The following is a 16,150-nucleotide window of genomic DNA, read 5'->3' as shown; positions in this document are numbered from 1 at the left end:
CCTCCTTTAGGAAATTAGTATTAAAGAGTTGGTGTCCCTTCCGTATTTGCTGCATGACGATTGAGAGCAAAAAGATTCTTCGTCACAAGCGTCACAGTAAACATCACGACGAGATTGACTAGCAACGCCACGACACCAATGTTCAAGTCTTTGACAACGGCTGGCCAATTCGGAAACATGGTCGCAATCGTCACTTGGAAAATCGTCACATACGCAACAGTTGACACCCCACATAAAATCCCGGCAAACGCGCCGTATTTATTTACCCACGGCTTGGTAGGGAGACTGAAAAGCAATGCCGGGAATAACTGTGTGACCAAGCTGTAGCCCATTAATAACAGGGTAACGAGCGTATCTCCCCCACTCAGTGAAAAATACAGCGAGATCAATGAGATGACAGGCACCAACCATTTGGCAATCCGGGCGATTTGTGCATCAGATGTGTTCGGAGCCATGACTTTGTACACGTTTTTCGCCAAGAGCGTCGCCCCTGTCATCAATAGCATCGAGCCTGGTACGAGCGCAGTTAGCAAGCCTGCTGCTCCAATGATCCCGACTACCCACGGATCGAATGTTTGCAACGACAGACGGAGCAAGGACAAATCACCGTCCGCCCCTTTTAAACCGGGTACTTGCAGAATTGCCGTAAAGCCGACAAAGAACACAAACAAAAGCATCAAGGTATAGAGAGGCAGCATGATCGTATTTTTGCGGAACACATTTGCATTTTTCGCTGAAAACACAGAGCCGAACGTATGCGGCCACATATAAAATCCGAACACCGTGACCAGCACCGTTGAAATGTACCAGGAAATGCTTAATCCCTCCTCAGGGAACGTCAAGAAACCAGGATTGGAGGCTTGTACGGCTTCAAACATTGGCTGGATGCCCCCGTAGTAATGAAACGGAAGGTAAAACCCGAGGAAAACGACGACAAAGAAAATCATGATGTCCTTGATCGCAGCCGTCCAAGCCGAACCGTGAATTCCTGAGATCATGACATAAATGGTCACAGCAATGACCCCGATCCATATCGCAGCAGCAGGCGAAATCGAGCCATAGGATGCTTCCGATACGATGATCCCCAAGCCTTTGAATTGGAGGACGAGATACGGAATAATCGCAATGACTCCGACCGTAGCAACCAAAATGCCGAGTATCGGACTCTTGTATTTGCTCACAAAAAAATCGGATTGGGAGACGAGCTTGTGCTCTTTGGCATACCGCCAAATTGGCGGCAAGAGCCAGTAGGAAATGACATAGGCCAGCGAAATGTAAGAGAGAACGTAATAAGAAGGTGCCCCTTTGGAGTACGCCCAACCACTGCCCCCCAAAAAGGTGAATGTCGTATAAATCTCGCCTGCTACCAGCAAGAAAATAAAGATCGAACCAAATCCTCTGCCGCCAACGGTCCATTGTTCCATATTCATGTCTTTCCCTCGCTGTGCACGAATACCGGAGTAGAAGGACAGCAATAAAAAGGCAAAAATAATGATCAAGGCAATATTCATTGGCCGTCCTCCTTCGTAGCAGGGTCGATTTTGTTGAGGAATGCCATGATGACGGAGGTTAAGACAACCCAGAGAACGATCCAAAACAGGACAAACGGCATGCCTAATACGTAAGGCTCAACCCGATTCACAAACGGAATTCCTCCCAGCATCCCTATGAACGGCAGTACCCCTAGCCAATCTCTCGCTTTCATACGACTCCCCCCAGTTTCCTCGATTTGTCCCATTGCCTGTACACATCCTGGACATGTACATTAGTATTATCGAAAAATTCAAATATCTCCTTTGTTCACATGGCTAGAAAACCGAACAGGCTTTTGTGCGAGTAGCTAAAAGATGAAGAAGGCATGGTGAGCGTAATGATTACTGTCCGTGAGCTCATACAAGTTGGTGGCTTTGATGAATCGTCAGTGCTTGCAGGCGCGGACTCTTTAGAAAATGAACTGTTGAATGTTACTTCCTTTGATTCTCCCGATGGCCACAGGTGGCTGCGTGCTGGTGAATTCGTTCTGACGACAGGCTTTCCATTTCTCTCTCAGCAAAAAACATGTACGAAACGGCTGATTACGCTCATCGATGAGCTAGTCGCCATCGGCACCCCCGGGCTTGCCATCAAATTAGGCCGATACATCGAGGACCTTCCTGAAGCCGTTCTCTCCCACGCTACGAATAAGGCATTTCCCATCCTGTCCTTTCCGATGAATAAAGCTTGGTCGGATGTCATCGTGCCAGTCGTTCAATACATCAATGACAAACAGCGCATCGAGCTGGACAGAACCCATGCCATTTATGAACGGTTTCATCACTATTTGACGGGAGGAGCTCCGATTTTTACATTGACAGATTTACTGTCCGATATCCTTGATGCTCCTGTCTCCATCCATGTCCCCCAGCATAAATGGAAATGGGATTCCTCGCTTCGTCCGTTCCCCCTCGATGATTCATTGGACAAGCTATATGGTCAACGCGCCCCGATCCGACTAACGCAAGAGCCTCTTAGCAGACAAAAAGAGGGCATCCATGTCCGGTGGCTTCTCCACGACCAAATCGTGCAAGGAACCATCATCATTGGACAGCGGGAGCGTGATCTATACGCGTGGGAAAAAGTCGCCATCGAGCAAAGTGCTGCCCTCTTGTCACTTGAAATGCAGCGACAACGAGCCATCCAGGAAACATTCCAGCGTTTTCGCAATGATTTCTTGCAACAACTCATCAGTGGCCAGATCGTCTCACATGAAATGCTCATACGAAAGGCGGATGAAGTCGGCTGGGAGTTGTCCGATCACTATATCGCGACGCTCCTAAGCACCTCCCCCCATGACAAAACCGGCATGGAACTTTGGAAAGAAAACCATCATCTTCTGAACGCGTTACACAGCTTTCTTTCCACAAATGAATCGATTCTGTATGGTTTGGATCAGGAAAATCGTGTCCTCTTGCTCGTGCCTATGTCTATTCATGCCCCCACTGAATCGCTCTCGCAATGGCTGCAGGAACAGTGCTTGAGGACGATCACCAAGCAACTGGATCAGCCCGTCTTTGCAGGAATTGGGCGATATCATCCTGTGCGAGAAGGCATCGCTCGTAGTTATCGGGAAGCGCTGATCAGCTTGCGAACCGCTCTACATTCTGCAAGCCCAGCCAACGTCGCTTCTCTTCGCGTCAAAAGCTACCATGACTTAGGACTCGAGCGAATCATGTACGCAGACGATCCAGCGACAGAAGCCCAAGCGTTTGCAGAAGAATGTCTGGGCAAAATCCAAACCTATGATCGAGAAAAGAACGGACAGCTCTTGCAAACCTTGCAAGTGTTTTTGCAAGTGGATGGTAATTATGCAGAAGCCGCGCGTCGTTTGTATGTCCATAAAAACACAATCAAATACCGCATCCAGCTCATACGTGAGTGGACCGGATTGAATGCGGAAAACGGGCACGATCAAATGCTGCTGCGCATCGCCATAACTGCACATGTCATTGGGCATCGTCATTAATCTTGGTATAATGAATGGGAAAGCCAGGTAGGAGGAACAACAGATGAACGAATGGTTGAATAAACCCGTGAAGACGATACAGAGACCAAAGAAACGAGGCACGGTAGAATACATAGATGACCAGTACATCGTGGTGTTCTTTACTTCCCCGCGAAAAGAGCGCGTTATTTTCTCGAGCAAGGAAGCGTTCCTTAACAAAATCGAGTTCGTGGAAGACCCCGTAACATGAGAAAAAGCCCCTGACTTCAGCACGATTTGTGCGAAGCCAAGGGCTTTTTATATGTGCGTAGGCAGCTTACGCGTAATGCTCGTCACGCAGGCGTTTGATTTCATCGCTCTCCAGGTATTCGTCATACGTGATCATTTTATCAATAACACCCTTCGGCGTGAACTCAATGACCCGGTTCGCAATGGTTTGAACGAACTGGTGGTCATGAGATACGAACAGAAGTGTACCGTCGAACTCAATCAAGCCGTTGTTCAATGCAGTAATGGATTCCAAATCCAAGTGGTTCGTCGGTTCGTCCATGATTAATACGTTGGCACTCGCCAGCATCATCTTGGACAGCATGCAACGAACTTTTTCTCCCCCGGACAATACGTTTGACTTTTTCAGCGCTTCATCTCCAGAGAACAGCATGCGACCGAGGAATCCACGAATGAATGTCTCGTCTTGATCTTTGGAGTATTGGCGCAGCCAGTCAACCAGGCTCAAATCGGAGCTAAAGTACTCCGCATTGTCTTTTGGGAAGTACGCTTGGGAAGTCGTAACGCCCCATTCGAAAGAACCGCTATCAGGCTGAACTTCACCCATCAAAATTTGGAAGAAGGTTGTTTTCGCCAGCTCATTCGGTCCGACAAACGCAACTTTGTCCCCTTTGTTGATGGTGAGGTGAAGGTTTTCAAACAGTTTTTCGCCTTCAATCGTCTTGCTCAAGCCTTCGATGGCTACGAGGTTTTTACCCGCTTCACGCTCTGGCTTGAAGTTGATGAACGGATACTTACGGCTGGAAGGACGAATGTCATCCAACGTAATTTTCTCCAACAGCTTTTTACGCGAAGTCGCCTGCTTGGACTTGGAAGCATTCGCAGAGAAACGCGCAATAAACTCTTGCAGTTCCTTCATTTTTTCTTCTTTCTTCTTATTCTGATCACGAACCATTTTCAGTGCCAATTGGCTAGATTCGTACCAGAAGTCGTAGTTACCCACGTACATTTGGATTTTGCCAAAGTCAATATCCGCAATGTGCGTACACACCTTGTTCAGGAAGTGACGGTCATGGGATACAACGATGACGGTGTTTTCATAATCCGCCAGGAAGTTTTCCAACCAACGAATCGACTCGATGTCCAAGTGGTTCGTCGGCTCATCCAAGAGCAGGATGTGTGGATTACCGAACAGGGCTTGCGCCAACAGAACACGTACCTTCTCCGTACTAGAGAGGTCCTTCATCTGCTTGTCGTGCAAGTCTGTCGGGATACCGAGGCCGATCAGCAAGCTAGCTGCATCTGCTTCGGCCATCCAGCCGTTCAGCTCTTCGAATTCTCCCTCCAATTGGGACGCGCGATTGCCGTCTTCCTCAGAGAAATCTTCTTTCATGTAAAGAGCGGTCTTCTCTTCCATGATCTCGAACAGGCGCTTGTGGCCCATAATTACCGTTTTTAACACTTCGTACTCGTCGAATTCAAAGTGGTTCTGCTTTAATACAGCGATACGCTCGCCCGGTGTCACCGAAACGTGACCGCTCGTCGGATCGATCTCTCCGGAGAGGATCTTCACGAAGGTAGACTTCCCTGCACCGTTCGCACCGATGAGGCCGTAACAGTTACCTGGGGTAAACTTAATGGATACATCTTCAAACAGTGCGCGCTTACCGTAGCGCAGCGTCACGTTCTGAGTGCTTATCATCGTCGCAATACCTGCCTTTTTTGAATCGTTCAAACACTTATCTTACCAGAGATGACCTCATTTTGCAAAAGGTAAACGATTTCGCGCACAGCAAAAAACACTTGATTCATGAAATTCATTTTCACAGGGAAAACTACCATGGCAATTCCAATGGGAAGGAGGCAGAGAAATGTCCAAGCACAATGGTGTCAAAAATGAGATGGGAAAGAAAGAAAACCCTTCGCAAACCCGTAGATCGAACACAATTAGCAAAGAACAGACACGCTCCAAGCAACGTGGCGAGTAGAGAGTGCCTCCATTAAAAACCGGCCTGCGGCAAATGCAGACCGGTTTATTTACAATCAATTGGATCAAACACTTGCCTGCAACGGTACGAGGGCAGGGCGATGCGTCTGTAAAGGCTGTGAATCCACATAGATCGATACATTGTGCAACGTCACATACACAACGCTCTGCTCTTCTACGTTCAACTCCATAAAACGTTGCCTGCTCATCTCTGCCTCAAACACCTCATCCGTGTCCAAACGCTTCAGATCAAGGCGAACGATCGGACCCAAGAGCGAAATATGGTTAATCTCGGCCTGAACAGATCTGGCAGACTTCCCCTCAGGTGGACGCAACGAAATCTCTACATCATGTGGCCGCATGTATCCGACAGCGGGAGCCTCCACCGCTTTATCCTTCCAATCTGTCTCGAACTCTGCCTCACCCAGCTTGATTTTGCCATTTTGGATTCGTCCGTGAAACAGATTGACCCGCCCCAGAAAGCTGTACACGAACGGATTCGCCGGATGATGATAAATTTCTTCGGGCGATCCTACCTGTTCCACTCGCCCCTCATTCATCACAACTACCTGATCCGCCAATTCCATCGCTTCCTCCTGATCGTGCGTGACGAACAGAATCGTCAGCCCGAGCTTTCCGTGCAGATGACGGAGCCAGCGACGCAGCTCCTGTCTCACTTTCGTATCCAAAGCGCCAAACGGTTCATCCAGCAGTAAAAATTTTGGTTCCACTGCCAACGCCCTCGCCAATGCGACACGCTGGCGTTGTCCGCCCGATAACTGCGATGGATAGCGATGCGCGAGACCTTCTAGCTGAACGAGCTTTAACAGTGAATGAACCTTTTCACTGATTTCTTCCTTGCTCGGTCGTGTTTTGCGGGAGCGCACTGACAATCCAAACGCAATGTTGTCAAAGATGTTCATATGCCGAAACAAGGCGTAATGCTGAAAAACAAACCCAACCTGCCGCTCGCGCACGTCGCGGTTCGTATTATCCTCTCCGTGGAAGAGGATGCTCCCCTCCTGCGGTTGCTCCAGTCCAGCGATGAGACGCAAAAGGGTCGTCTTTCCCGATCCGGAGGGCCCGAGAAGCGCTACGAGTTCGCCTTCCGGGATATGCAGATTCACATTTTTCAGCGCCGTAAAGCTTTTATATGACTTCGTAATGTTCACTACCTCGATACTCATCCGGCTCTCTCTCCTGTCACGTCGTAGTGTTGTTCCTCATCCAGCTTTGCCTGCCGCTCGGTTTTCCACTCGATCAAGCTTTTCAGAATAAGCGTCACCAGGGCTAAGGCAGCAAGCAAGGTGGCTACCGCAAAGGCAGCAGCGAATTGATATTCGTTGTAGAGAATCTCCACATGCAACGGGAGCGTATTGGTCATGCCGCGGATATGACCGGAAACGACGGATACTGCCCCGAATTCACCCATGGCGCGGGCATTGCACAAAATGACCCCGTACAGGAGTCCCCATTTTACATTTGGCAGCGTGACGCGTAAAAATGTTTTCCAGCCGCTTGCTCCGAGTGAGACTGCTGCTTCCTCTTCGTCTCTTCCCTGTGCTTCCATGACCGGAATCAGTTCACGAGCGACGAACGGGAAGGTAACAAAGGTCGTCGCGAGCGCGATACCTGGTACCGCGAAAATGATTTTGAAGTCCCACGCCGCAAGCAAGGGCGCCGCCACACCTTGACTCCCAAACAGGAGGACAAAGATAAGGCCCGCAATGACTGGAGACACGGCAAATGGCAAGTCTATCAACGTAAGCAACACATTTTTACCCGGGAACGAAAACTTGGCTATTGCCCATGCAGCAGCGATTCCGAACGTCACATTCAGCGGTACGCTAATGGCTGCGACAAGCAAGGTAAGCTTGACAGCGGATAACGTTTCCTCCTCTGTAATGGACGCCACGAATACCTCCGCTCCTTGCCGAAACGCTTCTGTAAAAACGGCTACTAGCGGCAGGATCAAAAACAAGCTGAGAAAGAGCAAGGCCACGATAATCAGTGTCCATCGGATATAGGCTGGCTCCGTCAAATGCTTCATACGTGATACCTCCTAACGGGCCGCATCGAATTTATTGATTTTCCATTGCAAGTAGTTGATGATCAAAAGCATGATAAAGGAAATCACTAGCATGACCGTTGCAATTGCCGTAGCGCCTGCATAGTCAAACTGTTCCAGCTTGGTCATAATCAAGAGAGGCACAATCTCTGTTTTCAATGGCATGTTCCCGGAGATGAACACGACGGAGCCATACTCACCCAGTGCTCTGGCAAAGGCGAGCGCAAATCCCGTAATGATCGCCGGTAACAGATGCGGCAAAACCACCCGCCAAAATGTATTCCATCGAGTAGCGCCCAACGTAGCCGCCGCTTCCTCCATTTGCAAATCCCAATCCTGTAACACAGGCTGGACGGTTCTGACGACAAAAGGAAGACCGATGAATGTTAGTGCAACCCAAATACCGATGGGGGTGTACGCTACCTTGATCCCCCACTCCGCCAGGTACTGCCCGATCCAGCCATTTTCAGCGTAAATAGAAGTCAAGGCAATCCCGCCTACAGCGGTAGGTAAAGCAAATGGCAGATCAACTATGCCGTCAATGATCCGCTTCCCCGCAAACTGATAGCGTACCAACACCCATGCCACCAAGACACCGAACACTGCATTGAGACAAGCCGCGAAAAAAGAAGTCATAATACTCACACGAATGGAGGCAAGGACCCTCGTATCCATAATCGTCCCTATGAATTGCTCCCAACTCATCGCCGAAGCTTTTAAAAACAAGACAGACAGAGGGATCAGCACCAGAAGACTCAGGTAGATAATGGTATAGCCCATGGTCATGCCAAAGCCTGGCAAAAACCCTCTGTTGCGGAATGATTTTCTCATGAAGGTAACTCCTCTGAGGAAAGTGTAAGTCTATGGTTTATAAAGCTGATCGAAGACACCTTGATCTGCAAAATGAGTCTTTTGTGCTTTCGTCCAGCCACCAAACCACTCATCGATGGTAAACAATTGGATGTCAGGAAATGCGGGTTTATGTGCTTTGAGTACTTCCTGTGAACGAGGACGGTAATAGTGCTTGGCTGCGAGTTCTTGGCCTTTTTTGGAATACAGGAACTGGAGGTATGCTTCTGCTACTTCTTTTGTCTTGTGCTTGTCAGCGTATTTGTCAACGATGGTGACAGGTGGTTCAGCCAAAATGCTCACGGACGGATTCACAATCTCAAACTTGTCTTTCCCTAGTTCATTGACCGCGAGATACGCTTCGTTTTCCCATGCAATCAGCACATCCCCAATGCCACGCTCGACAAAAGTAGTGGTCGAACCACGCGCCCCAGAGTCGAGGACGGGTACATTTTTAAACAATTGTGCCACGAATTCTTGTGCCTTCACTTCATCTCCTCCATTTGTCTTCAAGGCATAACCCCAAGCAGCCAAGTAATTCCATCTGGCTCCCCCAGACGTTTTCGGGTTCGGTGTGATCACGGAAATACCAGGCTTGATCAAATCATCCCAATCTTTGATTTGCTTCGGATTGCCTTTTCGCACGAGAAACACAATCGTGGAGGTGTAAGGCGAGCTGTTGTCCGAGAGCTTCTTTTGCCAATCGGCAGGAATCAGACCGCGTTCGGCAATCGCGTCAATATCATAGGCGAGGGCTAGGGTGACTACATCTGCTTCCAAACCATCAATGACGGAGCGGGATTGCTTGCCTGACCCGCCATGTGATTGCTTAATCGTCACTGTTTGACCTGTCTTTTGTTGCCACTCTGAGGCAAACTCCTTGTTGATATCTTGGTAAAACTCTCGCGTCGGATCGTAGGAAACATTGAGCAGCTCTACCGTAGAGTTGCTGCCCGCCGCTCCATTACCTGTTTCTGATGGTGCGGCAGCCGAGCAGCCTGCCATAGCAGCCGCCATAGCAACGATTCCTACGCGTTGCAGGATCGTCTGGACCTTGCCTTTCGTGGTTTTCATACAGCTCACCTTCACTCCTCTTTTAATCTATAGTATTTTACTCGGAATACTCTGTTATTGAAGATTATACCTGCCTTTTCATTCCTGTCAACGATATTTCCATCTACCCTATGCTAGGCAGGTAGGCCACGTTCAAATGATACTTGCCCATCCAGCAAATTTGGGCCCGCCCGTTTTGACATTTTCAAAAAAATAAGCCTTCCCGTTGAATGGGAAAGCTTTTTCGATCAGACTGTGACACTGGCATATTTCATCCGGTCAAAAGCAAAAAGATCGGCGTCCGAATGACTTCCTTTTGTAATCAGATCACTGATGATTTGCGCGCCGATGGTCGAATAGACGGTTCCGTTCCCACCGTAACCTAGCGTGAACAAGCAGTGCGGATAGCCCTCCTGCTCCCCAAACAGCGGGAGTCCGTCATGGGTTTCGACAAAAGTCGCTCCCCAATAATATTCGGCTCGCATTGGAATCTGTGGAAATAACTCTTGAATCTTTGCGAGCAATTTATCCCGCTTCTTAAGGCTAGAAGCATCCCTCTTTTGCAAGTCGTTCAAAGGCTCATCAAGTCCTCCGACAATGATTCTCCCTTCTGGACAAGTACGGATATACAAATAGGGGCGGGCTGTTTCCCAGATTAAACATGCATGCGGCCAACCCGTAAGCGCTTCGACTTGATTGGTCACGATAGAAAACGAGCTGGCAATCACAGCGTTGGCATTACGCTTCATGGTTTGTGCTTCGTAGCCAGTGGCAAACACGGCACGCCTGCACTTGATTGTGTGACCACTTTTGGTATAAACCAAAAGCCCTCCGTCCTGCACTTTTTGATGCACGACTTCCGTGTTTTCGTATACGCGCATCCCTTTTTTCACAGAGTGGGCGATTACACCGTTGGCAAATTTGTATGGATTGAACTCCGCATCTCCCTTGGAATAAATTGCCCCTGCCTTCGAAAAGGAGAATCGCTTCTCTATATCCGGTCGATCGAAATACGTGACTGGAAAGCCGTACTTCTTCAATAATTGGTACTCTGTCCGCAAGCTCTCCGCATCGGCTGGTTCACTGGCATAGTACAGGCTGTCACGCCTTATGTAATCTGGAGATTGGTCTAGCTGCCCAGAGATTTTTTCCAATTCATCAACAGCCTGCCGCGTCAGTTCGTAAAAACGAACTCCTTTTTGCTCACCGAAAGAATGGATACAGGCTGTCAACGTTTTATCGTTGCATATTTGCAGCAAACCCGTGTTAGCGCTGCTGCTGCCTTCACTCACCCGCCGTTTATCCACGAGGATAACATCCACATCATGCTGCTTCAAATAATAGGAAACGAGTGCTCCTGCCTCTCCGCCACCAATGATCAGGACATCACACTTCACATCCTCGGTCAGAGCGGGATATAGAGGTGGTGCTGGCAATGTTTCTGGCCAATACAGTTTTCCGGTCACGAATATCATCAGCATGTCCCCTCAGGCTGAAAGTATCAATACGGACGTTACTTCAATTCTCAACCATTAGGATAACCAACACGCCAACAGGCATCCGCTCCCCTATCGCACAATTCATTGGTGATACGTTATGATGGATGTCAGAAGGAGTGATTGTGCTTGACTACGGTATACGTAAAGCTTCCCCATGAAAATGCAGTTGTTCGAGAAATCGCTGGGACGGATGAACTACAGGAGCTGGTGGATGGTGACTATGAGGTAGTGGAAGATGACCATCTGGAGGGAATCTCCCTCGTTGTGAATGAAGATGCTCGCGGGGTACAAGCGAACAATTTCCCCATCACATCAGACGGTTTTTTAGACTGGGTCTATGGACCTTGCGTATTCGTCAAAGCAGATGGACGTTCGCTGACGGCTGACGATCTTTCGAGAATTGACCAGTTTTTATCCGCCAAAGGATGAGGATTTGATCAAAACAATGACCCCTGACGTATCAGCTCAAGTCCATTTACACGGCCGATGATCAGGGGTCTTGTATTTTTAACTCGATTGAATTAGCTCTTGATTCCGCTGCTGCCGAAGCCGCCCGCTCCTCTTTCTGTCTCATCCAGCTCATCGACTACTTCGAACTGCGCGACTGGAACGATTGCAATGACTCCCTGTGCAATCCTGTCCCCTTTTTTGATCAAGTAGCTATGTGCATCTACTTCTTGTTCAACGGTTACTTCGTTTTCGCTAGCGCCCAGACATACCTGGCCACTTTTTCCGGATGCGATTCGAATGTTATCCATCAGGACGCATACTTCACCGCGATAGCCTGCATCAACAGTCCCAGGTGCATTGGACAAGCGCAGCTTTGTTTTTGCACTGATCCCGGAGCGAGGGCGCACTTGCAATTCAAATCCTTCTGGAAGCGCGAACGCTAAGCCAGTTGGAACCTTTGCAGATTGGCCAGGGGCAATCAATGTATCCTCTACCGCGACCAGATCAAAGCCCGCGTCCATTGCTCTCGCGTACGCTGGGATCACGGCGTCTTGGTGAAGCTTTTTAATTTTCACCTGTGTAACCAGGCGCTCATTTGTCATGTTCATGTAATGTCTCTCCTCTATAGCCTGTCAGCTGAATACCATTCATAGTGTACAGGATGCGTCCACTTCCAGCAAGAAGCACCGTTTTTCATAAAAACCTCACAAATCCCTTTCTTTTTCAGCGCTTTTAACAATGGAATGTGATATAATCACCGTTGCATCTAAAATCACAATTGAAAAAAGAAAGGTGGAATTGTACCTTGCAAGTACAAAAACCATATCGCATTTTGTTGTATTACAAGTATACTCCTATTGAAAATTATGAGGAGTACGCAGCCGAGCACTTGCAATTTTGTAAGGATAACGGGCTGAAAGGGCGGATTATCGTAGCTCCGGAAGGAATTAATGGAACCGTATCCGGAACGATTGAGCAAACCGACGCCTACATGGAATATGTGCGAAAAGATCCACGTTTTAGTGATATGTGGTTTAAAATAGATGAGTCGGAAGAACATGCGTTCAAAAAAATGTTTGTGCGTCCGAAACAAGAGCTTGTAACCTGGCGTTTGGAGGAAGATGTTGATCCGAATAAACTAGTCGGCACCTATCTGAATCCAAAAGAATGGCACGAAATGATGCAGGAAGAAGACGTCGTGATCCTTGACGGTCGCAACTACTACGAATACGATTTGGGACATTTCCGTGGTGCGATTCGCCCTGAAGTGGATTCATCCCGTGAGTTCCCTGAGTGGATTCGTGAAAACATGAGCCAGTTCAAGGATAAAAAAGTCCTCACCTACTGCACAGGAGGTATTCGTTGCGAAAAACTGACAGGTGTATTGCTGCAACAAGGTTTTGAAAATGTTTACCATCTTGAGGGCGGAATTGTCACGTATGGAAAAGATCCAGAAGTCCAAGGGCGCCTGTGGGATGGAAAATGCTACGTGTTTGACGAGCGCATCTCCATACCGATCAACCATACAGAAGAAGACGTTGTAATTGGCCGTTGCCATTACTGCGGTACTGTGGAAGACCGCTATCTCAACTGCGCCAACCCATTCTGCAACAAACAGCACTTCTGCTGCACAAAATGTGAGACAAAATTCAAGCGTTCTTGCTCCGATGAATGCCGCGAGCACCCTCGCAACCGTTATGTAGAAGCGGAAGAAAAAGCGAAGCTGCAAGCTGCTGGATCAAACGCATAATTTTATCCAAACACAAACAAGCTGATTCTCTTGTAGAGTCAGCTTGTTTTTTTATAGACAAAAGGCTCACACTCCCCTCTCTTTCCCTTTACCTGAATTTGGTACTATAATAAAAATCAAATCATTCATAAAAGGGGATACATTATGTCAGTGATTCATGAAACGAGCATTCTCGAATGGCAAGCTGCAATGACAGCTGGAACCACGACTTCCCGGGAATTGACTCTCGCCTTTTTACAGCGGATTGCCACCTACAACAAACAAGGCATCCAAATCAATGCCATTTGTGAGCTAAATCCAGATGCACTGGCGATCGCAGAGTCACTGGATCGGGAACGAGCGGTGTCAGGCAGTCGCGGGCCGCTTCACGGAATCCCTGTATTGATCAAGGATAACATTGCGACATCTGACAAGATGCACACGACGGCTGGAGCGCTAGCTTTAGCTGATTCGTTTGCCTCTGCGGATGCATTCGTCGTAACCAAGCTCCGAGAAGCGGGCGCTGTTATTTTAGGGAAAACCAATCTGACGGAATGGGCTAACTTTATCTCCTATGACATGCCAGATGGCTACAGCTCGCGCGGTGGACAAGTGTTGAACCCATACGGTCCAGGTGTACTCGATGTCGGCGGGTCTAGCTCGGGGTCGGCTGCTGGGATTGCCGCAGGTTTTGCCGTTGTGGCAGTCGGTACGGAGACTTCCGGATCGATTCTCCATCCAGCAGAACAAAATTCGCTCGTGGGAATCAAACCTACTGTTGGCTTAATCAGCCGTTCGGGTATCATCCCGATTTCCCATAGCCAAGACACAGCCGGACCGTTGGCGAGAACCGTGACAGATGCAGCTATTTTGCTAGGCGCGCTTACTGGCGTAGATGAAAATGATCCGGTGACTGGAAAAAGCGAGGGTCTCGCGCAGACCGATTACCTCCCCTTCCTCGATGCAGATGGGTTGCGGGGTGCACGCATCGGCATTGTACGCTCCAGATTTTTGGCTGAGTGTGAAGCCGAAGAAATCGCCTTGTATGAAGCAGCAATTGAAAAGCTCAAAGAGGCTGGCGCAACTATCATAGATGCGGTCACCATTCCGACAGAAAATGCCGAATGGGATATACATGTTCTCGTGCATGAATTCAAGGTTGGTGTAAATGCGTACTTAAAAACGTTACCAGCCTCCTACCCGATCCGCTCCTTACAGGATGTCATTGCTTTTAATCGGGCGCATGAGGAACAAGCCCTGCTTTATGGGCAAGAGTTGTTGGAGGAATCCGAGCAAACCAGTGGCACACTGACTGAGCCGGAGTATCTGGCAAATCGCCTGTTCGATTTGGAAATGTCACAAAAACAAGGCCTTGATGCTGTCATGAAGGAGCACGAACTCGATGCCCTCTTGTACCCCGGCAGTACGGGTTATGCTATCCCAGCCAAAGCTGGATACCCTTCGATTACGGTTCCAGCTGGCTATACTTCTGCAGGCAAGCCATTTGGTATCACGCTGACTGGATTGGCATTCCAGGAACCTACTCTTCTTCGCCTGGCCTACGCTTATGAGCAAGCAACTCAACTGCGTGTAGCTCCGAATATGACGAAAGCGTAAAGGAAGCACAGAATGAACCGATATTACGGACTTTTTCTTGGTACAGCAATCCCTTTCAAGCATCTAAAGAAAATCATTCGCAAATTCAACTATGATTACTATGACAAAGCCAGTCCTGAACAACAGCAGGACTTTATCGAAATTATTCCAGAATTTCACATCAATCATTCTCATGATCCACACCATTGGCTAGAGTGTATCATGGTGGAACCGGCGTTTTTGAACAGATTTTTGGAAATCATAAACAACCTAAATTTCACTTTCATCCTTTGCCACTATACTCACGGTCATTTTCAAACGACGATGAATGGAATCGAGTATAGCGTTACGAACTTTCGCTCCTTGGAAGATGTCGTATATCTGCTATTGGAAGATGAAGATGATATCGAGGGGAGATTCTCTAAAAAACTACGCACGCTCCCACTCGAAAAACAAGTTGCCTCAGCCCCCGGAATCAAAACGAGCGAAGAATATCAGCATCTGCTAGATACATGGGTAAAGGAAGTACTCGCCTATCCAGCAAAAAACGCATGAGACCTTTTTGGCCCCATGCGTTTTTCCCTTTCTACATCGTCTTGCTTTCTTGCTCCGCTTTACCTAGTCGATCCTGGAACAGCTTGCTCAATTGACCGATATTTACTTCCCATTCCTCATCCTTGTAATAAACAGTCGCTTTGGATTCGCCTTTTTTGCCTACGATACGAATATTCGTTGTCTTCACTTCATAGGTTCCGTCTTCCTTGAAGGAAATATCGGCATCCTTTAGCTCTTTGTCCAAGACTGGTGTAATCGTCTTATCGACGACTTCCTGTGTAGCTACGGCTGCTTGACGTCCCATTTGGATCACTTCTTCAGGACTGAATTGGAAAAACAACACGAGCACAACACCAATAATAGCAGCAAGCGAAATAATTCGAATGATACTTCGTACCACCCATTGGGCAGCCATGATAATGATTATGACAGCTAGCGCAATCGGCCAGTAATCTTTGATCAGTTGAAGTATTTGGTCCATGTTTATCCCTCCTTCGATTTCAGTCTCGCCAAAAAATACCGAAACCAAATCTTCTAACAGAAAAAAACCGTCACAGCAAAGCGGACGGAATCGCAAAAATGGGTTGTCTTTCACTTATTCTCGTAAAAAAAGCAAACTCCTGCTCTCATTTTCAATCGTTTTAAACGAATAATT

At 48.1% G+C, this 16,150-nt stretch carries 16 protein-coding genes; 6 read left to right on the top strand and 10 right to left on the bottom strand.

Features of this window, described 5'->3' with window-relative positions:
• Positions 1-20: 20 nt before the first annotated feature.
• On the bottom strand, positions 21-1,511 hold the full coding sequence (locus tag ACM6JA_RS14900; protein WP_414852887.1) for a sodium:solute symporter family protein: 1,491 nt from the start codon (positions 1,509-1,511) through the stop codon (positions 21-23).
• Positions 1,508-1,705 (bottom strand): DUF3311 domain-containing protein, encoded by a 198-nt coding sequence (locus tag ACM6JA_RS14895; RefSeq protein ID WP_026043050.1) that lies wholly within the window; start codon positions 1,703-1,705, stop codon positions 1,508-1,510. Before ACM6JA_RS14895 ends, ACM6JA_RS14900 begins: the two co-directional genes overlap by 4 nt.
• Before the next feature lie 153 nt (positions 1,706-1,858).
• Here ACM6JA_RS14895 and ACM6JA_RS14890 point away from each other — a divergent pair, with 153 nt between their 5' ends.
• Together ACM6JA_RS14890 and ACM6JA_RS14885 are read left to right on the top strand one after the other, a co-directional pair.
• Complete coding sequence (locus ACM6JA_RS14890) at positions 1,859-3,502, top strand: PucR family transcriptional regulator (RefSeq protein ID WP_414852886.1); 1,644 nt, start codon at positions 1,859-1,861, stop codon at positions 3,500-3,502.
• Positions 3,503-3,545: 43 nt separating this feature from the next.
• The gene (locus ACM6JA_RS14885) at positions 3,546-3,731 is read left to right on the top strand and encodes a hypothetical protein (RefSeq protein WP_048032716.1); all 186 of its coding nucleotides are present in this window, start codon (positions 3,546-3,548) and stop codon (positions 3,729-3,731) included.
• 66 nt (positions 3,732-3,797) lie between these two features.
• Here ACM6JA_RS14885 and ACM6JA_RS14880 read toward each other — a convergent pair whose 3' ends face one another.
• The 6 genes from ACM6JA_RS14880 to ACM6JA_RS14855 form a co-directional block, all read right to left on the bottom strand.
• A complete protein-coding gene (locus ACM6JA_RS14880) occupies positions 3,798-5,411 on the bottom strand; it encodes an ABC-F family ATP-binding cassette domain-containing protein (RefSeq protein ID WP_414853131.1) in 1,614 nt (537 codons plus the stop codon).
• 350 nt (positions 5,412-5,761) lie between these two features.
• Positions 5,762-6,883, bottom strand: coding sequence for a sulfate/molybdate ABC transporter ATP-binding protein (locus tag ACM6JA_RS14875; protein ID WP_414852885.1), 1,122 nt, complete (start codon positions 6,881-6,883; stop codon positions 5,762-5,764).
• Positions 6,880-7,746, bottom strand: a complete 867-nt coding sequence (cysW, locus tag ACM6JA_RS14870) for a sulfate ABC transporter permease subunit CysW (protein WP_414852884.1) — start codon at positions 7,744-7,746, stop codon at positions 6,880-6,882. Before cysW ends, ACM6JA_RS14875 begins: the two co-directional genes overlap by 4 nt.
• A 12-nt stretch (positions 7,747-7,758) precedes the next feature.
• Positions 7,759-8,595: a sulfate ABC transporter permease subunit CysT gene (cysT, locus tag ACM6JA_RS14865; RefSeq protein WP_414852883.1), complete on the bottom strand. Its 837-nt coding sequence runs from the start codon at positions 8,593-8,595 to the stop codon at positions 7,759-7,761.
• 30 nt (positions 8,596-8,625) lie between these two features.
• Complete coding sequence (locus ACM6JA_RS14860) at positions 8,626-9,618, bottom strand: sulfate ABC transporter substrate-binding protein (protein ID WP_414853130.1); 993 nt, start codon at positions 9,616-9,618, stop codon at positions 8,626-8,628.
• A 296-nt stretch (positions 9,619-9,914) separates the two neighbouring features.
• Positions 9,915-11,141 (bottom strand): NAD(P)/FAD-dependent oxidoreductase, encoded by a 1,227-nt coding sequence (locus tag ACM6JA_RS14855; RefSeq protein ID WP_414852882.1) that lies wholly within the window; start codon positions 11,139-11,141, stop codon positions 9,915-9,917.
• A gap of 150 nt (positions 11,142-11,291) precedes the next feature.
• Here ACM6JA_RS14855 and ACM6JA_RS14850 point away from each other — a divergent pair, with 150 nt between their 5' ends.
• Positions 11,292-11,594 (top strand): hypothetical protein, encoded by a 303-nt coding sequence (locus ACM6JA_RS14850; RefSeq protein ID WP_414852881.1) that lies wholly within the window; start codon positions 11,292-11,294, stop codon positions 11,592-11,594.
• Between the two features lie 92 nt (positions 11,595-11,686).
• Here the strand turns inward: ACM6JA_RS14850 and dut are convergent, their stop codons facing one another.
• Positions 11,687-12,223 carry a dUTP diphosphatase gene (dut, locus tag ACM6JA_RS14845; RefSeq protein ID WP_007723047.1) on the bottom strand — a complete coding sequence of 179 codons (537 nt, stop codon included), beginning with the start codon at positions 12,221-12,223 and terminating at the stop codon, positions 11,687-11,689.
• A 197-nt stretch (positions 12,224-12,420) separates the two neighbouring features.
• Between dut and ACM6JA_RS14840 the strand changes: the two genes are divergently transcribed.
• From ACM6JA_RS14840 to ACM6JA_RS14830, 3 genes are all read left to right on the top strand, one after another.
• Positions 12,421-13,365 (top strand): rhodanese-related sulfurtransferase, encoded by a 945-nt coding sequence (locus tag ACM6JA_RS14840; RefSeq protein WP_414852880.1) that lies wholly within the window; start codon positions 12,421-12,423, stop codon positions 13,363-13,365.
• Positions 13,366-13,509: 144 nt separating this feature from the next.
• Entirely contained in the window at positions 13,510-14,961 is a 1,452-nt protein-coding gene (locus ACM6JA_RS14835) for an amidase family protein (RefSeq protein ID WP_414852879.1), read from the top strand.
• A 12-nt stretch (positions 14,962-14,973) separates the two neighbouring features.
• The gene (locus ACM6JA_RS14830; protein ID WP_414852878.1) at positions 14,974-15,495 is read left to right on the top strand and encodes a hypothetical protein; all 522 of its coding nucleotides are present in this window, start codon (positions 14,974-14,976) and stop codon (positions 15,493-15,495) included.
• Between the two features lie 31 nt (positions 15,496-15,526).
• Here ACM6JA_RS14830 and ACM6JA_RS14825 read toward each other — a convergent pair whose 3' ends face one another.
• Positions 15,527-15,976, bottom strand: a complete 450-nt coding sequence (locus ACM6JA_RS14825) for a hypothetical protein (RefSeq protein ID WP_414852877.1) — start codon at positions 15,974-15,976, stop codon at positions 15,527-15,529.
• Between the last annotated feature and the right edge of the window lie 174 nt (positions 15,977-16,150).

This window comes from Brevibacillus sp. IT-7CA2 (genome assembly GCF_949767855.1).
Taxonomy (GTDB): Bacteria; Bacillota; Bacilli; order Brevibacillales; family Brevibacillaceae; genus Brevibacillus.
This window is presented reverse-complemented; position numbering and strand designations above follow the sequence as displayed.